Source organism: Bradyrhizobium sp. USDA 4461, from assembly GCF_054055655.1.
Genome location: NZ_JBSRXM010000001.1, coordinates 7402466 through 7420522 on the forward strand (window position 1 = coordinate 7402466; position 18057 = coordinate 7420522).

Consider the following 18057-nt stretch of genomic DNA (forward strand, 5'->3'; position numbering starts at 1 on the left):
CGACGCCAACATCATGCCCGACACCATGATCCCGCAGCACGAGGCGGCGCGACCCGCGGAGCACGCGCCGCTGCAACTGCATGTGCCGGAGCCCGCGGTGCGCCCCGGCGGCACGCCGGATTTCTCGAACATCCGGATCCCGAGCGCGGGCAAGGTCGATCGCCCCGAAGTCGACGTCGACGCGGAGGCGATCCGCGACCTCGCGTTCTCCGTCATTCGCGTGCTCAATCGCGACGGCAAAGCCGTCGGCCCCTGGGCCGGCTCGCTCTCGGATAGCGAATTGCTCGAGGGCCTGCGCCACATGATGACGTTGCGCGCATTCGATGCGCGCATGCAGATGGCGCAACGCCAGGGCAAGACGTCTTTCTATATGCAGCATATGGGCGAAGAGGCCGTCAGCTGCGCCTTTCGCAAGGCTCTCTTACCGGGAGACATGAACTTTCCGACCTACCGCCAGGCGGGTCTCCTGATCGCCGGCGGCTATTCGCTGGTCGATATGGCCTGCCAGATCTATTCCAACACGCACGATCCGCTCAAGGGACGCCAACTTCCTGTGTTCTATTCCGCCAGGGAGCACGGGTTCTTCTCGATCTCGGGCAATCTCGCCACCCAATACATCCAGGCCGTCGGCTGGGCGATGGCCTCTGCGATCAAGAACGACAACAAGATTGCGGTCGGCTGGATCGGTGATGGAGCAACGGCCGAATCCGACTTCCACGCCGCGTTGGTGTTCGCCTCGACCTACCGCGCGCCGGTCGTGCTCAACATCGTCAACAATCAATGGGCCATTTCGACCTTCCAGGGCATCGCACGCGGCGGCTCCGGCACGTTCGCGGCGCGCGGCCTCGGCTTCGGTATTCCGGCGCTCCGCGTCGACGGCAACGATTACCTCGCGGTTCATGCGGTGGCGAAATGGGCCTGCGAGCGGGCGCGCCGCAATCTCGGCCCGACCCTGATCGAGCACGTGACCTATCGGGTCGGCGCGCATTCCACCTCCGACGACCCGGCGGGCTATCGGCCGAAGACGGAGTCCGATGCCTGGCCGCTGGGGGATCCCGTGATCCGGCTCAAGAACCATCTGATCGTCCGCGGCGCCTGGTCGGAGGAGCGGCACAAGCAGACCGAAGCCGAGATCCTCGACACCGTGGTCGCGGCGCAGAAAGCAGCCGAAGCCTATGGCACGCTGCATTCCGAGCAGCGGCCTTCAGCGCGCGACATGTTCGAAGGCGTCTTCTCGCAGATGCCCCCGCATCTGCGCCGACAGCGCCAAGAGGCCGGAGTCTGAGCCATGCCGCGACGGACCATGATCGAGGCGATCCGCGATGCCATGGACGTCATGATGGCGCGCGACGGCGATGTCGTCGTGTTCGGCGAGGATGTCGGCTATTTCGGCGGCGTGTTTCGGGCAAGCCAGGGACTGCAAGCCAAATACGGAACCAGCCGCTGCTTCGACACGCCGATCAGCGAGCTCGGCATCGTCGGCGTCGCGGTCGGCATGGCCGCCTATGGCCTGAAACCCTGTGTCGAAATCCAGTTCGCCGACTACATGTACCCGGCCTACGACCAGATCGTGTCCGAAGCCGCGCGGTTGCGCTACCGATCCAACGGCCAGTTCACCTGCCCGCTCGTCGTACGCATGCCGACCGGCGGCGGCATCTTTGGCGGCCAGACGCACAGCCAGAGCCCGGAAGCGCTGTTCACCCATGTCTGCGGCATCAAGACGGTGGTGCCATCGAACCCGAGTGACGCCAAGGGTCTGCTGATCTCGGCGATCGAAGATCCGGATCCCGTGATCTTCCTCGAGCCGAAGCGACTCTACAACGGTCCGTTCGACGGCCATCACGACCGGCCGGTGACCCCATGGTCCAAACACGATCTCGGCGAAGTCGCCGATGGACATTTCGCAATTCCGCTCGGCAGCGCCGCGATCCGACGACAGGGTAGCGCCGTCACCATCCTGGCCTACGGCGCAATGGTTCATGTCGCCGAGAGCGCGGTGACCGAAACGGCAATCGATGCCGAGATCATCGACCTCCGCACGCTGTTGCCGCTCGATCTCGATACCATCGAGGCCTCGGTCAAGAAGACGGGACGTTGCGTGATCGTGCATGAGGCGACATTGACCTCGGGCTTCGGTGCCGAACTCTGCGCGCTGGTGCAGTCGCGGTGTTTCTACCATCTGGAAGCGCCGATCGTCCGGGTCGCCGGCTGGGACACGCCCTATCCGCATGCGCAGGAATGGGACTACTTCCCCGGACCGGCGCGGATCGGACGCGCGCTGATCGAAACGCTGGAGGCCTGAGATGGCCGAGCGCATCGTCAGGCTGCCCGACGTCGGCGAGGGCATTGCGGAAGCCGAGCTCGTGGAATGGCACGTGAAGGTCGGTGACGTCGTGCGGGAAGACGCCGTGCTCGGCGCCGTGATGACCGACAAGGCGACCGTGGAAATTCCCTCGCCCGCGGATGGCCGCGTCAGCTGGCTCGCCGGCAAGGTGGGCGACGTTCTGGCCGTCGGCTCGGATTTCGTTCGGCTCGAGGTGACCGGCAACAGCGAACCGGTGACGCAGACAAAGAAGCCGCCACCGCATGCGGCAAGCCTTTCGGCCGGACAGCCTGACGATCCCGCAAGCGCCCTGCGCCCGCAAGCGAGCGCGCCGCCCGTGCCGCCAAGGCCGCAGCCCGCCGCAACGCCGTTCGAGCGCGCAGGCGAACGGCCCTTGGCCGCTCCCGCGGTCCGGCTGCGTGCGCGCGAAGCAGGCGTCGATCTGCGCCAGCTTCGCGGCACAGGTCCGGCTGGACGGATCACCCACGATGACCTCGATGGCCATCTGGCGCGCAGCCCTGCCGCCACGGCGGCGGCCTATCAGGCGAAAAACGCGGTCGAAGACATCAAGATCGTCGGCTTGCGGCGCAGGATCGCCGAGAAGATGTCGATCGCAAGCGCGCGGATCCCGCACATCACCTATGTCGAGGAGGTCGATGTCACGTCGCTCGAGGATCTGCGTGGCAAGCTCAACGGCCAGCGACGATCCGATCGGCCGAAGCTGACGCTGTTGCCGTTCCTGATGCGCGCAATGGTGCGCGCGATCGCCGAACAGCCGATCCTGAACGCGCATTTCGACGACGAGGCCGGGATCGTACATCAGCACGCGGGCGTCCACATTGGTGTCGCCACCCAGACACAGACCGGCCTGGTGGTCCCCGTGGTCCGGCACACGGAAGCGCTCGACCTCTGGCGTTGTGCCGCAGAAGTCGCCCGGCTCGCGGAAGCCGCCCGGAACGGCAACGCCACCCGCGACGAACTCACCGGCTCGACCATCACCATCACTTCGCTCGGCGCCCTGGGCGGGCTTGCGACGACCCCCATCATCAATCATCCGGAGGTCGCGATCATCGGCGTCAACCGAATTGCCATCCGGCCGCATTGGGACGGTACGGCGTTCGTGCCGCGCCGGACCATGAACCTGTCGTCAAGCTTCGATCATCGTGTCATCGACGGGTTCGACGCGGCTCAGTTCGTGCAGCGCATCAAGCTGCTTCTGGAAACGCCGGCCATGATCTTCATTGACGCGTAGGACGATGACCGAAATCACCTGCAAGCTCCTCGTCATCGGCGCCGGCCCCGGCGGCTACACCTGCGCGATCCGCGCCAGCCAACTCGGCATCGATACGGTCGTCGTCGAGGCCGAAAAGCCCGGTGGAACCTGTCTCAATGTCGGGTGCATTCCTTCGAAGGCCCTGATCCATGCGGCCGGCGAATATGAAACCATTGCGCGCGCGGCAGAAGGCAACAATGCGCTCGGCATTTCCACGACGACGCCGACGCTCGACTTTGCCAAGACCATCGCCTGGAAGGACGATGTCGTCCGGCGTCTGAACGGCGGCGTGGCCGGTCTGCTGAAACGAGCCGGCGCCCGGTATGTAACCGGCCGCGCCTCGTTTCGCGACGGCAAGACCGTCGAGGTCGTAACCCAATCCGGCCGACAAACCATCCATGCCGAAATGGTGGTGATCGCGACGGGCTCCGAGCCGGTCCCACTGCCGTTGCTTCCCTACGGCGGTCGCGTGATCTCATCGACCGAGGCACTGTCTCTTGCCAACATTCCGAGGCGGCTGGTCGTGGTCGGCGGCGGTTATATCGGCCTCGAGCTCGGCACAGCATTCGCGAAAATGGGGGCGGCCGTCACCATCGTCGAGGCCGCGCCGCGGATCCTGCCGCAATATGATGCTGAGCTGAGCGCGCCCGTCGCCAGGCGCCTGGCCGCGCTCGGAGTTACAGTGTTGACCGGCGCGAAGGCAAAGGCGCTGGTCGCCGACGGCACGGCACTCGCGATCGAGACCGCTGCCGGCGAGCAGACAACGCTCGGTGCCGACAAGATTCTGGTGACGGTCGGCCGCAGACCCGCGACCGGCGGTTTGGCCCTCGATCAACTCGATCTCGACATGGACGGCCCCTTTATCCGCATCGACGACCGATGCCGGACCTCAATGCACGGCATCTCGGCGATCGGCGACGTCACGGGAGAGCCGATGCTCGCGCATCGTGCCATGGCGCAAGGCGAGATGGTGGCCGAGATCATCGCCGGCCAGCGCCGCGCCTGGGATCGGGTTTCGATCCCGGCGATCTGCTTCACCGATCCAGAGATCGTGACCGTTGGCCTGTCACCGAGCGAGGCGATCGAAAAGGGGTTCGATGTCAAGACCGACCTCTTTCCGTTCAAGGCCAACGGCCGCGCACTGACGCTCGATCGGGAAGACGGCTTCATCCGGACCGTCGCGCGAGCCGACAACCATCTCTTGCTAGGGATCCAGGGCGTAGGCGCCGGCATCGCCGAACTTTCGGCCGCCTTCAGCCTTGCGCTGGAGATGGGCGCGCGCCTGGAGGATGTCGCCATGACCATCCATGCCCATCCAACCCAAGGCGAGGCCTTTCACGAGGCCGCGCTGAAATCGCTTGGGCATGCAATTCATATCTGAGCACGTGGACACGGACCTTCGCAGCACCGCGTCTCAGACCGACAAATCGGGAGGCGCCGCTTGCTTGATCGCCAGGTTCAAGCAGGCTCATGGTCGTGGGCCCGGCTCGCTTTGGTCGAGTTCAACAAAGGAATCACCTCGCGGCCGAACGCCGGCAGCTCGTCGGTGAAATTCAGGAACGCGCAGAGGATCATGTCGACGCCGATCGCCTCATAGGCACGGATGCGCTCCGCGATCAGCTCGGGGGGACCGAACAGACGGGTCTTGAAGCCGTCATTCGGCTGGACCAGATTGGCGTGGCTCGAATCTGCCCACATTCCGATCTTTTCGGCAGTCGACGCACCGGCCTGCTTCACCTGATCGGCGAAGGCCTGCACGATCTCGGGATCGGCGCCGGCGATGATCGCTTCGAGCTGCTCGAGCGCTTCCCGTTCGGTCGGCCGCTGGATGACGAAGCCATTGAGCCCGAACTTGACGGTGCGGCCTTCCGCCTTGGCAAGCGCGCGGACCTCGTCGATCTGCTGTTTGGCCCCCTCCACCGTGGTTCCGTTGAGAAAATACCAATCCGAATACTTCGCGGCCATGCGGCGTGCGGCCTTGGAATTGCCGCCCTGGAAGATCTCCGGGTGCGGCTGCGAGATCGGTCTCGGCTTCAACCAGGCGTCGTTGATGCTGTAGAAGTCGCCCTTGAAGGTGAAGCGATCCTGGGTCCAGAGGCCCTTGAGCACCTGGATGAACTCTTCCGAGCGGCGATACCGTTCGTCATGCTCCAGCCAGGGCTCGCCAAAGGCACGAAACTCGTCCTTGAACCAGCCGGTGAGGATGTTGATCGCAAATCGGCCCCTGGAATAGACGTCGATCGTCGAGCCTACCTTCGCGATCATGGCCGGGTGCCAGAAGCCGGTGTGAATTGCGCTGATCAGTTTCAGCCGCGAGGTCTGCGCGGAGAGCACTGCAGTGCAGGTGATCGCCTCCTGCTGCAACTCCCAGCCATGGCTCGCGATGAAGCGCGCCGGCGCCAAGCCATACTCGAAGCCGAGCTGTTCGGCCTCGCGCGCGAGCGAGGCGTTGTAATCCAGCGTCCAGTCGGTGCGCTGCGGAACATTGCTGATGACGAAGCCGCCGCTGCCGAGCGGCATCCAATATCCGAAACGAATCGCCATGATGCGCAGCTCCTGCTCATGCAATCGGGGTTTGGACCGGCTCCGCAGCCGCCGCTCCGGCCGCTGCAGCACCAAGATAGAATTCGGCAACATCGTCCCGGCCGGCGAGTTCTGCGGCTGTGCCCGAAGTGGCCACCCTGCCGTTCTCCAGCACGTAGCCGTGATCCGCAAATTGAAGAACGAGATGAGCGTTCTGCTCGGCCAGCAGAAAGCTGACGCCCTCATTCCTGTTGAGATCGCGGATGATGTGGAATATCTCTTCCACGATGATCGGCGCAAGGCCCATCGAGGGTTCGTCGAGCAGCACGAGGGTCGGCCGCGTCATCATCGCGCGCCCGATCGCGACCATCTGTTGCTCGCCGCCCGAGGTCAGGCCGCAACGCACGCCACTGCGCTGCTTGAGTCGGGGAAACCAGCTGTAGATGCGCTCGAGGTCGTCGGCGAGCGCACGACGGCTCGGTCGGCGCACGAACCCGCCGCTGAGAAGGTTCTCCTCGACCGTGAGCTGGGGAAAGACGTGACGGCCTTCGAGAACCTGGACCACCCCCCTGGCGACAAGGTCGGCGGGATCCAGCGTTCCGGTGACCTCGCCGCGCCACGTGATTGTGCCGCGGCTCAAGTGTCCGCGCTCGGACGCGAGCAGATTCGAAATTGCCTTCAGCGTAGTGGTCTTCCCGGCGCCATTGGCGCCGAGAAGAGCAACGATTGATCCCTCTTCGACCCTGAGCGAGACGCCGCGCAAGGCCAGGATCGCCTGACTGTAGAGGACCTCGATGTCATCGACTTCGAGAAATTGCGACGTGGTCATGGTGATCCCTTTGGCGATCCCTTCGGCGAACCCTTCAAGGCAACATCAGTTGGTTGCATCGCGCGGCGTGATGCCCTTTTCCCTGGCGTAGGCGGCGGCCCGCTCATAGATCAGCGGCAACAGCAGCTCGCGGTCGGATTTCACCCAACCGTTGGACACCACGTTCCACTTCTCGCCGTCCCACTGCAGCACCTTGCCTGCGCCGCCGCCCTCGTGGTCCTTCGCCGAGAGCTTCAGCGGCTGCTGAAGACCGGTAGCGCCGATTTCCGCAAGCCGCTTCTCGGAGAGGTCGAGATGCTCGAGGCCCCACTGCGCTTCCTCGCCGTTGATCGGCCGCACACCGAAATGCGCCTGGGCGGTCCGGATCGCCTCCACCGCAACGATCGCCTCGTCCACGCCGGAATTGTAGTAGACGGAGCCGAAACTCTTCGGGTCCTTGAGATCGCTGAGACCCTTGTCGAGAATGTGCTGCTTGAGCTTCTGATGGATCTCGAAATTCGCGCCGGCGGGGAACGGCGTGATCGCGAGATAGCCCTTGGCCACGGCACCGGCGGGACGAACGTCCTCCTCGGAGCCCGACCAGATGCCCCCGATGATGTGATCGACCGGAAAGCCCACCTTGGCAGCGGTCTTGATCGCAACCGGCGTCATGACGCCCCAGCCCCGCAAGAACACCCAGTCAGGCTTGAGCTGGCGGATCTTGGCCCATTGCGCCGATTGTTCATTGCCCGGATGCGGCACCGGAATCTGGATGTCCTCGAAGCCATACGTCTTGGCAAGATGGGCAAGCGGGACCTGGGTTTCCTTGCCATAGGGCGAGTCGTGATAGACGGTCGCGATTTTCAGGCCTTTCAGCTTGTCCTTGCCGCCGACCTTCTCCGCGATGAAATTGACTGCCGATGACGCCTCGCTCCAGAAGCTGAACACGACCGGGAAGCTGTACGGGAACACCCGCCCGTCGATCGCCTCGGTGCGGCCATAGGCGATCGTCACCAGCGGAATCTTGTCGGCCACCGATTTCTCGGTCAGCGCCTTCGAAATCGGGTCGCCATGCGGCAGGAAGATCGGCACCGGCGAACCGTTCTTGCCCGCCTTCACCCGCTCATAGCACTCGACGCCCTTCTCGACTTCCCAGTTGGTCTCGCATTCGTCCCAGACCAGCTTGATGCCGTTGATGCCGCCTTCGACCTCGTTGATGTAGCGGAAATAGTCGATCTCGCCGGCCCAGACCGGAATGCCGCTCGACGCGTAGGCTCCGGCACGAAACGTCGCGAGCGGGAAGTATTGTGTTTTGGGCTCTTCCGCCGATGCGGTGGTGCCGGCGACCGCCGACAGCACCAGTGCTGCCAGCCCGATCGCCCTGCTCGTGATCCGTGTCTGTTGCCGCAAAGACATCTGCTTACCCTCCATGTGATGCAGAATTCAGGTCGACGCGGCTGTGGTTCACATCCGCGCATGATGGTTTGACCGCTTGCTAGCGGTCGAAGCGCGAAGCCAGCTGCGTCCATGCCCGCGACAGCAACGCAGCGAGCCCTCTCGGCTCCTTGATCAGGAACCAGACGATCAACGCACCGAATAGCGCCCTCTGAAGATTCTCGAGTTGTCCGGCATCGATTGCGCCCCCGAACAATCCACCCCCAACATGATCGAGCAGGATCGGCAGCAGGATCATGAAGGCGGCGCCCAGATAGTTGCCGCTGACGCTGCCCATGCCGCCGATAATGATCGCAAACATCACCTGGAACGAACGGTCCAGGTTGAAGCTGCGCGCATCGACCGTGCCAAGATAGGCAAAGGCCCAGAGTGCACCTGCGATTCCGATCACCAGCGAGCTCACGAAGAACGCCTTCAGTTTTCCGGCGGAAACCGGAATACCGATCACCGCGGCCGCGGTATCCATGTCGCGGATCGCCATCCAGGTCCGGCCGGTCTGACTGCGAACCAGCCGCGTCGCGACAGCCGTCACGACGACGACGGTCGCCAGCGTCAGGAAATAGCGGCCCGTCGGGCTCGAGAGATCATGGCCGAAGACTGCAAGCCGCGGCGCCGAGATCGAGCTTGAGGTCGAGTAGTTCGAGAACCAGCCATACTGATTGAACAACCATTCGAGCAAAAATTGCGTCGCCAGCGTCGATGCGACGAGGTAGAAGCCTTTGATCCGCAGGCTTGGCAGCCCGGCTACGACCCCCACAAGCCCGGAGATGATGCCGCCGAGCAGCAGGCTGACCGGCAGCGGCAGTTCCGGCAGGCGCAGCAGCAGATTGTATGTCGCATACGCGCCGACCGACATAAACCCGCCGGTGCCGAGCGAGGCCTGACCGGCGTACCCCATCAGCAGGTTCAGCCCCAGCGCGGTGAGCGACATGATCAGAAACGGAATCAGAACGGCATTGAGCCAATAGTCGTTCGCCACCAGCGGAATGCCGAGCAGCCCTGCGAGCAGCAGCACCGCCGCGCCGACGCGCAGCCGATCCCGCATCGCCTGAGCGGTATTATCCGTCGCGCTGAACCCTTCGATGGCGTCGGTGCCGATCGCAGACATGCATCAAATCCTTTCGATCGGCGCTTCGCCGAACAGGCCGGCCGGGCGGATCAGAAGGAAGGCGACCGCCAGCACATAGGCAAACCAGGTCGACACGCTGCCGCCCAGCAGGCTTCCGAGATAGATTTCAGCGAGGCTGTCGCCGGCGCCGACGATCAGCCCGCCGATGATCGCGCCGGCGATCGAGGTGAATCCGCCGATGATGAGCACCGGCAGCGCCTTGAGCACGACCAGGGTGAGCGCGAACTGAACGCCCTGGCGTGCACCCCAGAGCAGCCCCGCAATCAGGGAGACGAAGCCGGCAACGCTCCAGACGATCTGCCACAGCGTCTGGAGCCGAATCCCGATCGAGAGGGCGGCCTGGGGATCGTCGGCGATCGCACGCAGCGCGATCCCAACGCGTGTCCTGTTAAAGAAGATCGAGAGCGCGATCACGAGAATGCCGGCCGTGCCCGCGGCCGCCAGGTCGAACTGGCTGATCTGAACTCCGCCGATCTCGATCGGGGTATCGACGATCCCGAGATCGAGTTCGTGCACGCTCGCGCCCATCACGATCTGCGCGACGCCCTCGATCACGAAGGAGACACCCAGCGTCGCCATGAACAGCGTGATCTGCGGCCGGTTGACCAACGGCCGCAGCACGACGCGCTCCACCGCGATCCCGAGCGCCACCATGACCGAAAGCGTGATCAGCGCGGCCAGCCAGAAATCGATACCCTTGTCGCGCAAGGTCACGAAGGTCAGCGCCGCACACAGCACCATCGACCCCTGCGCGAAATTGAAAACGCCGGATGCCTTGAAGACCAGCACAAATCCGATCGCAACCAGCGAGTACATGACTCCGGCAAGCAGGCCGCCAACCAGCGTTTCGACGAAGAAGCTCATCTGGACCTCAATGTGTCGTGCCCAGGTAAGCGGAGATCACGTCCGGGTTCCGACGCACGTCCTCCGGAGACCCATCGCCGACCTTGCGGCCGTAATCGAGCACGACCACGTGATGCGACAGCCCCATCACGACGCTCATGTCGTGCTCGATCAGTACGATGCTGGTGCCGAGGCTCGCGTTGGTCTCCAGAATGAAGCGGCTCATCTCCTGCTTCTCGTCCTGGTTCATCCCGGCCATCGGCTCGTCCAGCAGCAGCAGGCTGGGGCCACCGACCAGGGCACGCGCAAGATCGACCCGCTTCTGGACACCGTAAGGAAGCGTCGCGACAACCCGGTCACGGTGTTTGGTCAAGTCGAGAAAGGCGACGATCTCGTCGACCCGCTGGTTGAACTCGCGCGACTCGCGCCGGTCCCGACCGACACCGAAGGCGTGCTCGAGCATCGTCGAGCGGCAATGCCGGATCAGTCCGGCCAGCACGTTGTCGAGCACGCTGAGATGCCGGAACAGGGCATTGTGCTGGAAGGTCCGGCCAATGCCCAAATGCGCGGCCTGCGCCGGGCGGATGCGGACAAATTGCTCACCATTGAAGGTGATGCTGCCCCTGTCGGCCCGGTAGACTCCGTTGATGATGTTGAGCAGCGAGCTCTTGCCGGCTCCGTTCGGCCCGATCAGCGCGCAAATCTCGCCTCGCTCCACATCGAAGCTGAGGGCATTGAGCGCCTTGATCCCCTTGAACGACAGCGAGACGTCACGCAACTGCAGAATGGGCTCGGCCATCGCTCATCACGCCTCGACGGGCTGCCGCGGAGCGACGCCGGCCGCCTCGCGCTCGCGGCGCTTGACCGCCTCAATGTCGCGATAGGCCGCAGCGGGATGACTCGAGGGCAGATACGGGCCCTCTCCGAACAGCTTCTCCCGCAGAGTGCCGGGACGATAGCCGCTCGGATAGACGCCGCGCTTCTGCAGCTCCGGAACCAGCAGGTTGACGACGTCCTCGAAGGTCTCCGGCGTCACCGCGTAGGCGAGATTGAATCCGTCGACGTCGGTCTCCTCGACCCACTGCTGCAGGATATCGGCCACCGTCGACGCCGAGCCGACGAACACCGGACCGAGCCCGCCGATACCGCCCCAGCGCGCCAGTTCCTCGATGGTCCAGGACTTGCTGCCACTGGCGAGATTGTCGACGACGGAAACGATCGCATTGGTCTCGACCTTCTTGACCAGATCGGTCGGCGCGTATTGCCCGAAGTCGATGCCGCTCCAGCCGGACATGAACACCAGCGCGCCGTCATAAGAGGCGTATCGCTGATACTCCCTGAACTTTGCCTCGGCCTTGGCGTCGGTTTCATCGACGATCACCGTAACCAGATTGTAGGTCAGGACCTTGCGCGGATCGCGGCCGGCTTCAACCGCCAGCCGCCGTACCTCGGCCACGTAGGACTTCAGGACCGGCTTGATCGGAGCGGCGACAAACACGCATTCGGCGTGCCCGGCAGCAAAGGCCTTGCCGGCACCTGAGGCACCGGCCTGATACAGCACCGGCGTCCGCTGCGGCGACGGCTCACAGAGATGATAGCCCGGCACGTCAAAGTATCGCCCCTTGTGCGCGATCTCGTGAACTTTCGACGGGTCGGTGAATATCCGCTTCCCGGCATCGCGCAGGACGGCCCCCTCCTCCCAGCTGCCCTCCAACAACTTGTAGAGCACCTCGGTGTATTCGGCCGCCACCTCGTAGCGGTTGTCGTGTCGGCGCAGACCGCCCTGGCCGATATTCTTTGCCCCACTCTCCAAATACGAGGTCACGATGTTCCAGCCGACGCGCCCCTTGCTGTGATGATCCGCAGTCGAAAGCCTGCGCGCGAACGTGTAGGGATGCTCGAATGACGTCGATGCCGTGATGCCGATGCCGAGATGTTCGGTAGCCAAGGCAATGGGAGCGACCAGTTGCAAGGGGTCGTTGACGGGAATCTGCGCGGCCTGCTCAAGCGCATGGAACAGAGAGTTCTTGTAGACGTCATAGTAGCCGATCACGTCGGCGATGAAGATGCCGTCAAATATCCCCCGCTCCAGCGTTCGCCCGAGGTCCTGCCAATAGTCGAGATCCTTGTACTTGTAGGAACGATCTCGCGGATGCGCCCAGACGCCGGGAGACTGATGGCCGACACAGTTCATGTCGAACGCATTGAACCTGATCTGTCGCGCCATTCGCACTTCTCCGTCGTGTCGCTTGGCGCGACACCGTTGGCTCATTTCGCGCGACATCTCGCCACAAGACGCGATCGATCGTCCATCGCGTTTATCGATCTCTTTCGAGACGCTTCTTTCGTTGTACCTCGCTACCGGATGAGAAACTCACTCTTCGTACTCGAGCCTGACATCGAAATCATGCAGCTCAACTCTCGATATATGCACCGAAGATAACAGGCTTCGCTTCGATCGCATGAGACGATGCATAGACCTGGCGTCGATGAGATGGCGTGTTATGAGCTGATCATGATCGCGGACATCGCAACCTCGATGTGCGACTTCACCTCACTGCGGGCATCGGGCAGAATGCCCGCGCAGCAGAATCGTTCTCCGCGCATCCTGCCGCTCCAAACGATCGTGCTCCATCAGAACTGAAATTCAGTCTGGCTCTCGTCGACCCGCGGACTATTCTTCGGAACAACAAGACCCGTCCATTCAAGGACCGATCGAGCGATCGGACACAGCACGATGACTATTCATCCCGGCATACCGAACATCACCGACGACGCCCTTCACAAGCGCTTCGCTCCAATCTTTGAGACGATCGCAGCGGGCGCGGTGGCGCGTGAACGAAACCGCACGTTGCCGACCGAGCAGATCAGACTGTTGAAGGAGGCGGGCTTCGGAGCCCTGCGCGTGCCGATCGAGTTCGGAGGGCTCGGCGCAACGCTCCGCCAGACGTTTGACCTGCTGATCGACCTCGCCGCCGCGGACTCGAACCTGCCGCAGGCGCTGCGGGCACACGTCAACCTGGTTGAAGACTTGCAACTGAACGAGAATGAGGCCATCAAGGCTCGGTGGCTCGGCGCAATTGCAAAGGGCGCCCTTTTCGGTGTCGCCGTTACCGAGCCAGGACTTGGCGCGGTCGATCGTTATCGGACCGCCATCACTTCAGACGGAACTGGGCTTCGGCTCAATGGGCTGAAGTATTACACGACCGGCACGCTGTACGCCGATCACCTGCTCGTCGCGGCCGACCGGAACGGCAAACGAGTTACCGTTATTGTCGATACCGGCCAGCCAGGTGTCGGCGTCGCGGACGATTGGGACGGCTTCGGCCAGCGGCTCACGGCAAGCGGCACCGCGGAGTTCAAGGATGTCGCGGTGACCGAGGACCGGATCATCGGCCCCGGCTATGGAACGGAAGGCCGAGTATTCGGAACGGCTCACGTCCAGCTGATCCTGCTCGCCACCCTCGCAGGGATTGCGAAGCGCGCCGCGGCGGATACCGGCGACTGGATCAAGGCACGAACGCGCACGTTCACCCATGCGGTCGCTGATCTGCCACGCAACGATCCCCTGGTGCAGCAGGTCATCGGCCAGCTCCTCAGCGCGGCGTTTGGCGCGCGGGCAACGGTGCTCGCCGCCGTCGACGAGCTGGCGCGGACGCTTGACGGCCGTCACCAGGACCCTCAACAGCTCGATGCCTCAGAACTTGCGGCGGCGCAGGCCCAGGTGACCGTCATCAAGCTCGTGCTCGACGCAGTGACCACGCTTTTCGAGGTAGGTGGCGCCTCGCTCAGCTCGGAGACGCTCGCCATCGATCGGCACTGGCGCAATGCCCGGACCATCGCTTCCCACAACCCCGCGATCTTCAAGCTCCGCGCGATCGGCGCGTACGAGTTGAACGGCGAGACCCTTCCATATGCCTGGAGTGCCGGTGTTCGTTCAACAAGGCAGCGGAGCAACTAGGGCTCGCTTCTGATAACCTGGCGGCCTGCACCAACTCAAATATCGAAAACAACCCCATGCAAAGGAGCACCCCGGCTGGGATCGTCGTCTAGCTCTCCACCCGTATCGCTCTATGGAACCGGCGTGACGCCGGCCAGTGGCCTATCGAACCGGGGGCCATCAGCGCCGGTATGGAACACCTAACGCCGATGGCGCCGCCTGACGGCCGACAAGGCCGCCCACCGCCAGCAGGGCGAGAAGATACGGCAGCATGATCAGCAGCGCGTTGGGTACGCCGACACCGAGCGCGGGCAACTGGAATTGCAGCGCGGTCGCCGCCCCGAACAGCAAACAGGCCAATACGGTCCCGCCGATCCGCCACTTGCCGAAGATGACGGAGGCGATCGCAAGATATCCGGCGCCGCGGGTCATGCCCTCGGTGAAGGTGTGGATGTCGCCGATCGACAGGAAGGCGCCGGCGAGCGCCGCCATCAAGCCCGCGAAAACCACGCAGGCATATCGGATGCTCCCGACCGACAGGCCCGACTTGTCGACGGCCTTGGGCTCCGCGCCGGCCGCATGGATCGCGAGACCGATCGACGTGTAGCGCAGCACCAGCGCGGTGACGATGATCACGGCGACGCCGGCGTAGAGCAACCACACCTGATCGAATACGGCCGGACCAATGAACGGAATGTCGCCGAGCAGCGGCGGCCTGACCTTGGCAAGCCCGGGTATTTCCGCGCGCGACCGTGCGCCGAAAATCTCGCGATAGGCGAGCGTGGTGGCGCCGAGCACCAGGATATTGATGCCGATGCCCGATACGATCTGGTTGGCGCGCAGCGTGTTGCTGAGGAACGCCTGCAGCAGCGCGACCGGGACGACCGAGACGATGCCGATCAGGAGGCCAATCAGCGGATCGCTGCTCGCCCAGGCGCCCACAGCGGCGGCAAACGCCGACATCAGCATCATGCCCTCGATGCTCATGTTGAGCACACCGGCACGCTCGGACACCATCTCGCCGATGCCGGCGAGCAGCAGCGGGGTCGCCAGCCGGATCGAAGAGCCCAAGAAGACCGCAAACAGCTCCCAGGTCATCGCTGCTCCCACTTCTCGATGAAGAGGCCGGCGCCCGCCAGCGTCACGACGATCAGGCCCTGAATCACCACCACCAGCGCGGTCGGCACCGCGGCGACCATCTCCATGTTGATGCCGCCGGAGCGCATGAAGCCGAACAGCAGCGACGCGGCGATCACGCCCGGAATCGAGCCGCGCGACAGCAGTCCCGCGACGAGGCCGTCGAAGCCATAGCCGGACGAGAAGCCGTCCTTCAGCGTGTATTGCTCGCCGAGCAGCATCAGCGCGCCCGCAAGACCGCCGAGCGCACCGGCCGTGGAGAGCGCGAAAATGACGGTCCTGGCGTAGGAGAACCCGGCTCGCTTGGCCGCGACGGGATTGAGACCGATCGCGCGCAGGCGAAAGCCCAGGATGGTTCGCGACAGGACCACGCCGACGATGACAGCGAGGATCAGTGTCAGGGGCAGCCCGACGTGAACCGGGAAGGAATAGTCGCCGGTCAGCAGCGGAAGCTGCGTCGATTCCGGAATCTCGAGCGATTCAGGCAATGTCGCCGAGCTCGTCATCGGCTTGCGCAACAGCGATGGAGACTGCACTGACCAATAGAGCAGCCAGACCCCGATGAAGGAGAGCAACAGGGTCGAGATCACCTCGTTGGTACCCGACTTCACCTTCAGCACGGCGGCAAGCGCGCCCCATAGCGCGCCGGCGAGCACAGCCGCAAGCGTCGGCAGGATGAAGGCCAGGCCCAGCGGCAGCCCGCTGACGTGGCCATAGAGCGCGACCGCGGTGGCCGCGATGCCGCCGACCGCGATCTGGCCCTCGCCGCCGACATTGGTCAGGTTGGCGCGGTTGGCGAGCACGAAGCCGAAACCGACCAGCGCGAACACCGAGCTGCGGTTGAGCGACGCCGCGAGCGCGAACGGCGAACCGAGGGTCCCGTCAACGAACGCTGCGACCGCCTTCGGCACGGAAACGCCGATCAGCGCGATCAAGACGAGCCCGACCGCGGACGCGAAAGCCACCGCAAGCACGGGCACGATGAGTGCCGGACGCAGCGCAAATCGCGGCAAGGCCGCCGGCGGACGCTCCTGATTCACGGCGGTCATTGCGGCTGCCCCGCCATCATGGCGCCGATCGCTTCTTTTCGCGCCGGATCGGCCGGGCAGGATCCCATGATGCGGCCCCGGTAGAGCACGATGATGCGGTCGGCAACGGTCAGGAGCTCATCGAGCTCGGATGACACCAGCAGCACCGCAATGCCGCGACCGCAGGCTTCTCGGATGTGGCTGTAGACTGCGGCGACCGCACCGACATCGAGGCCGCGGGTCGGCTGCGCTGCAACCAGGCACGACAGGTTCGGCAGCGTGATCTCGCGCGCGAGCACCGCCTTCTGCTGATTGCCGCCGGAGAGCGAGGAGAACAGCGATCCCGGTCCGCGGGCGCGGACGTCAAAGCGCTGCATCAGGACGTTCGCCTCGCGCTCCAGCGCGGCGCGGTTGAGGAAGCCGAAACGAGTGAATTCATCGAGTCGGTTGAGATAGATGTTCTCGGCAAGGCTCATGCCGAGCACGCAACCGACCGCATGCCGGTCCTCCGGCACGATGCCAATGCCGGCCGCCGTGATCTGCTGCGGCGATCGGCCGGTCAGGTCGGTCGCGCCGAGATGGATGCGTCCCTCGGTCGCCTCCATCATGCCGGCAAGCACGGCCGTCAGTTCACTCTGACCGTTGCCCTCGACGCCGGCAACGCCGACGATCTCGCCGCGATCGACCGTGAGCGTGAAATTGTCGAGCCGGGTGACACCCTGACTGTCCTTCACGGTCAGGCCGTCGATCTGCAGCGCCTCGATCCTGGTTTTCGCAGCCGGCCCATGACCGACATGCGTGACGGGCTCGAGCCCGAGGATCGATGCCGCGGAGGTGTCGAGCGCGTCGACATTGCCCTGGATCATCGCGCGCACCAGCGCGTCGATATCGCCGGCCGGATCGCTCGATGTTGCCACCGTGCGGCCGCCGCGCAGCACCGTGACGCAATCGGCGACCTTCTTGATCTCGGCGAGCTTGTGGGTCACCAGCACCACCGCGCGGCCGCCGGCCGCGACCCGGCGGCAGACATCGAGCAGCGCCGAGATTTCATCCGGAAGCAGCACCGCGGTCGGTTCGTCAAGCACGAACAGCTGGGGATCGCGGATCAGGCACTTGACGATCTCGACCCGCTGCCGCTCGCCGACGGAGAGCTGCTCGATCCTTGCGAACGGGTCGAGCGGCAGGCCGTATTCGGCGGCAACCTTCTCGAGCTGCTGCGCGCACTGCTTGCGGTTGAGAATGCCGCGCTCGCGGCCCAGCAGCACATTGTCGACGACACTCATGTCGTCGACAAGGCTGAAATGCTGGTGCACCATCGCGATGCCCTGCGCCAATGCGTCCGCCGGCCCGGCGGGCTGGAACGGCGCACCGCGATAGCGCATGACGCCGCCATCGGGCCGGTGCACGCCGAAGATCAGGTTGCACAACGTCGACTTGCCGGCACCGTTCTCTCCCAGGATGCAGTGCACCTCGCCGCGCCGGAGCTCGAGCGAGACCTCCGACAACGCGGTGAAGCTGCCGAACCGCTTCGTCACCTCCGACAGGGTGAGCAGCGGCTCGGCTGCGGCTGCGACCGATGCCTGGGACATGACGGTCAT

At 64.3% G+C, this 18057-nt stretch carries 16 protein-coding genes; 6 read left to right on the top strand and 10 right to left on the bottom strand.

The window, feature by feature from the left end:
* The first annotated feature begins 25 nt into the window (after nt 1-25).
* Genes ACVINW_RS34950 through lpdA form a run of 4 tightly spaced genes read left to right on the top strand, consistent with a single transcriptional unit; the run spans nt 26 to nt 4977 of the window.
* Nucleotides 26-1285, top strand: a complete 1260-nt coding sequence (locus ACVINW_RS34950) for a thiamine pyrophosphate-dependent enzyme (RefSeq protein ID WP_456756569.1) — start codon at nt 26-28, stop codon at nt 1283-1285.
* A gap of 3 nt (nt 1286-1288) precedes the next feature.
* Complete coding sequence (locus ACVINW_RS34955; protein ID WP_456755483.1) at nt 1289-2302, top strand: alpha-ketoacid dehydrogenase subunit beta; 1014 nt, start codon at nt 1289-1291, stop codon at nt 2300-2302.
* A gap of 1 nt (nt 2303) precedes the next feature.
* Nucleotides 2304-3575 (top strand): dihydrolipoamide acetyltransferase family protein, encoded by a 1272-nt coding sequence (locus tag ACVINW_RS34960; protein ID WP_456755484.1) that lies wholly within the window; start codon nt 2304-2306, stop codon nt 3573-3575.
* Nucleotides 3576-3579: 4 nt separating this feature from the next.
* The gene (lpdA, locus tag ACVINW_RS34965) at nt 3580-4977 is read left to right on the top strand and encodes a dihydrolipoyl dehydrogenase (RefSeq protein ID WP_456755485.1); all 1398 of its coding nucleotides are present in this window, start codon (nt 3580-3582) and stop codon (nt 4975-4977) included.
* A gap of 77 nt (nt 4978-5054) precedes the next feature.
* On the opposite strand, the gene sfnG is transcribed toward lpdA, so the two are convergent.
* From sfnG to ACVINW_RS35000, 7 genes are all read right to left on the bottom strand, one after another.
* Nucleotides 5055-6140 carry a dimethylsulfone monooxygenase SfnG gene (gene sfnG, locus ACVINW_RS34970; RefSeq protein WP_456755486.1) on the bottom strand — a complete coding sequence of 362 codons (1086 nt, stop codon included), beginning with the start codon at nt 6138-6140 and terminating at the stop codon, nt 5055-5057.
* A gap of 16 nt (nt 6141-6156) precedes the next feature.
* Nucleotides 6157-6948: an ABC transporter ATP-binding protein gene (locus ACVINW_RS34975; protein ID WP_456755487.1), complete on the bottom strand. Its 792-nt coding sequence runs from the start codon at nt 6946-6948 to the stop codon at nt 6157-6159.
* A 45-nt stretch (nt 6949-6993) separates the two neighbouring features.
* Entirely contained in the window at nt 6994-8343 is a 1350-nt protein-coding gene (locus ACVINW_RS34980) for an ABC transporter substrate-binding protein (RefSeq protein WP_456755488.1), read from the bottom strand.
* Between the two features lie 79 nt (nt 8344-8422).
* Nucleotides 8423-9427: a branched-chain amino acid ABC transporter permease gene (locus ACVINW_RS34985; RefSeq protein ID WP_456756570.1), complete on the bottom strand. Its 1005-nt coding sequence runs from the start codon at nt 9425-9427 to the stop codon at nt 8423-8425.
* A 66-nt stretch (nt 9428-9493) separates the two neighbouring features.
* On the bottom strand, nt 9494-10375 hold the full coding sequence (locus tag ACVINW_RS34990) for a branched-chain amino acid ABC transporter permease (RefSeq protein WP_456755489.1): 882 nt from the start codon (nt 10373-10375) through the stop codon (nt 9494-9496).
* Nucleotides 10376-10382: 7 nt separating this feature from the next.
* Nucleotides 10383-11153 (bottom strand): ABC transporter ATP-binding protein, encoded by a 771-nt coding sequence (locus ACVINW_RS34995; protein ID WP_456755490.1) that lies wholly within the window; start codon nt 11151-11153, stop codon nt 10383-10385.
* 6 nt (nt 11154-11159) lie between these two features.
* Nucleotides 11160-12581: an LLM class flavin-dependent oxidoreductase gene (locus ACVINW_RS35000; protein WP_456755491.1), complete on the bottom strand. Its 1422-nt coding sequence runs from the start codon at nt 12579-12581 to the stop codon at nt 11160-11162.
* A gap of 288 nt (nt 12582-12869) precedes the next feature.
* Between ACVINW_RS35000 and ACVINW_RS35005 the strand changes: the two genes are divergently transcribed.
* Nucleotides 12870-12998: a hypothetical protein gene (locus ACVINW_RS35005; protein ID WP_456755492.1), complete on the top strand. Its 129-nt coding sequence runs from the start codon at nt 12870-12872 to the stop codon at nt 12996-12998.
* A gap of 93 nt (nt 12999-13091) precedes the next feature.
* Nucleotides 13092-14315 carry an acyl-CoA dehydrogenase family protein gene (locus ACVINW_RS35010; protein ID WP_456755493.1) on the top strand — a complete coding sequence of 408 codons (1224 nt, stop codon included), beginning with the start codon at nt 13092-13094 and terminating at the stop codon, nt 14313-14315.
* A 159-nt stretch (nt 14316-14474) separates the two neighbouring features.
* On the opposite strand, the gene ACVINW_RS35015 is transcribed toward ACVINW_RS35010, so the two are convergent.
* From ACVINW_RS35015 to ACVINW_RS35025, 3 genes are read right to left on the bottom strand one after another with little or no spacing between them, the layout of a single operon-like run.
* On the bottom strand, nt 14475-15392 hold the full coding sequence (locus ACVINW_RS35015; protein ID WP_456755494.1) for an ABC transporter permease: 918 nt from the start codon (nt 15390-15392) through the stop codon (nt 14475-14477).
* On the bottom strand, nt 15389-16480 hold the full coding sequence (locus ACVINW_RS35020) for an ABC transporter permease (RefSeq protein ID WP_456755495.1): 1092 nt from the start codon (nt 16478-16480) through the stop codon (nt 15389-15391). Before ACVINW_RS35020 ends, ACVINW_RS35015 begins: the two co-directional genes overlap by 4 nt.
* Nucleotides 16477-18057, bottom strand: a complete 1581-nt coding sequence (locus ACVINW_RS35025; protein ID WP_456755496.1) for an ABC transporter ATP-binding protein — start codon at nt 18055-18057, stop codon at nt 16477-16479. Before ACVINW_RS35025 ends, ACVINW_RS35020 begins: the two co-directional genes overlap by 4 nt.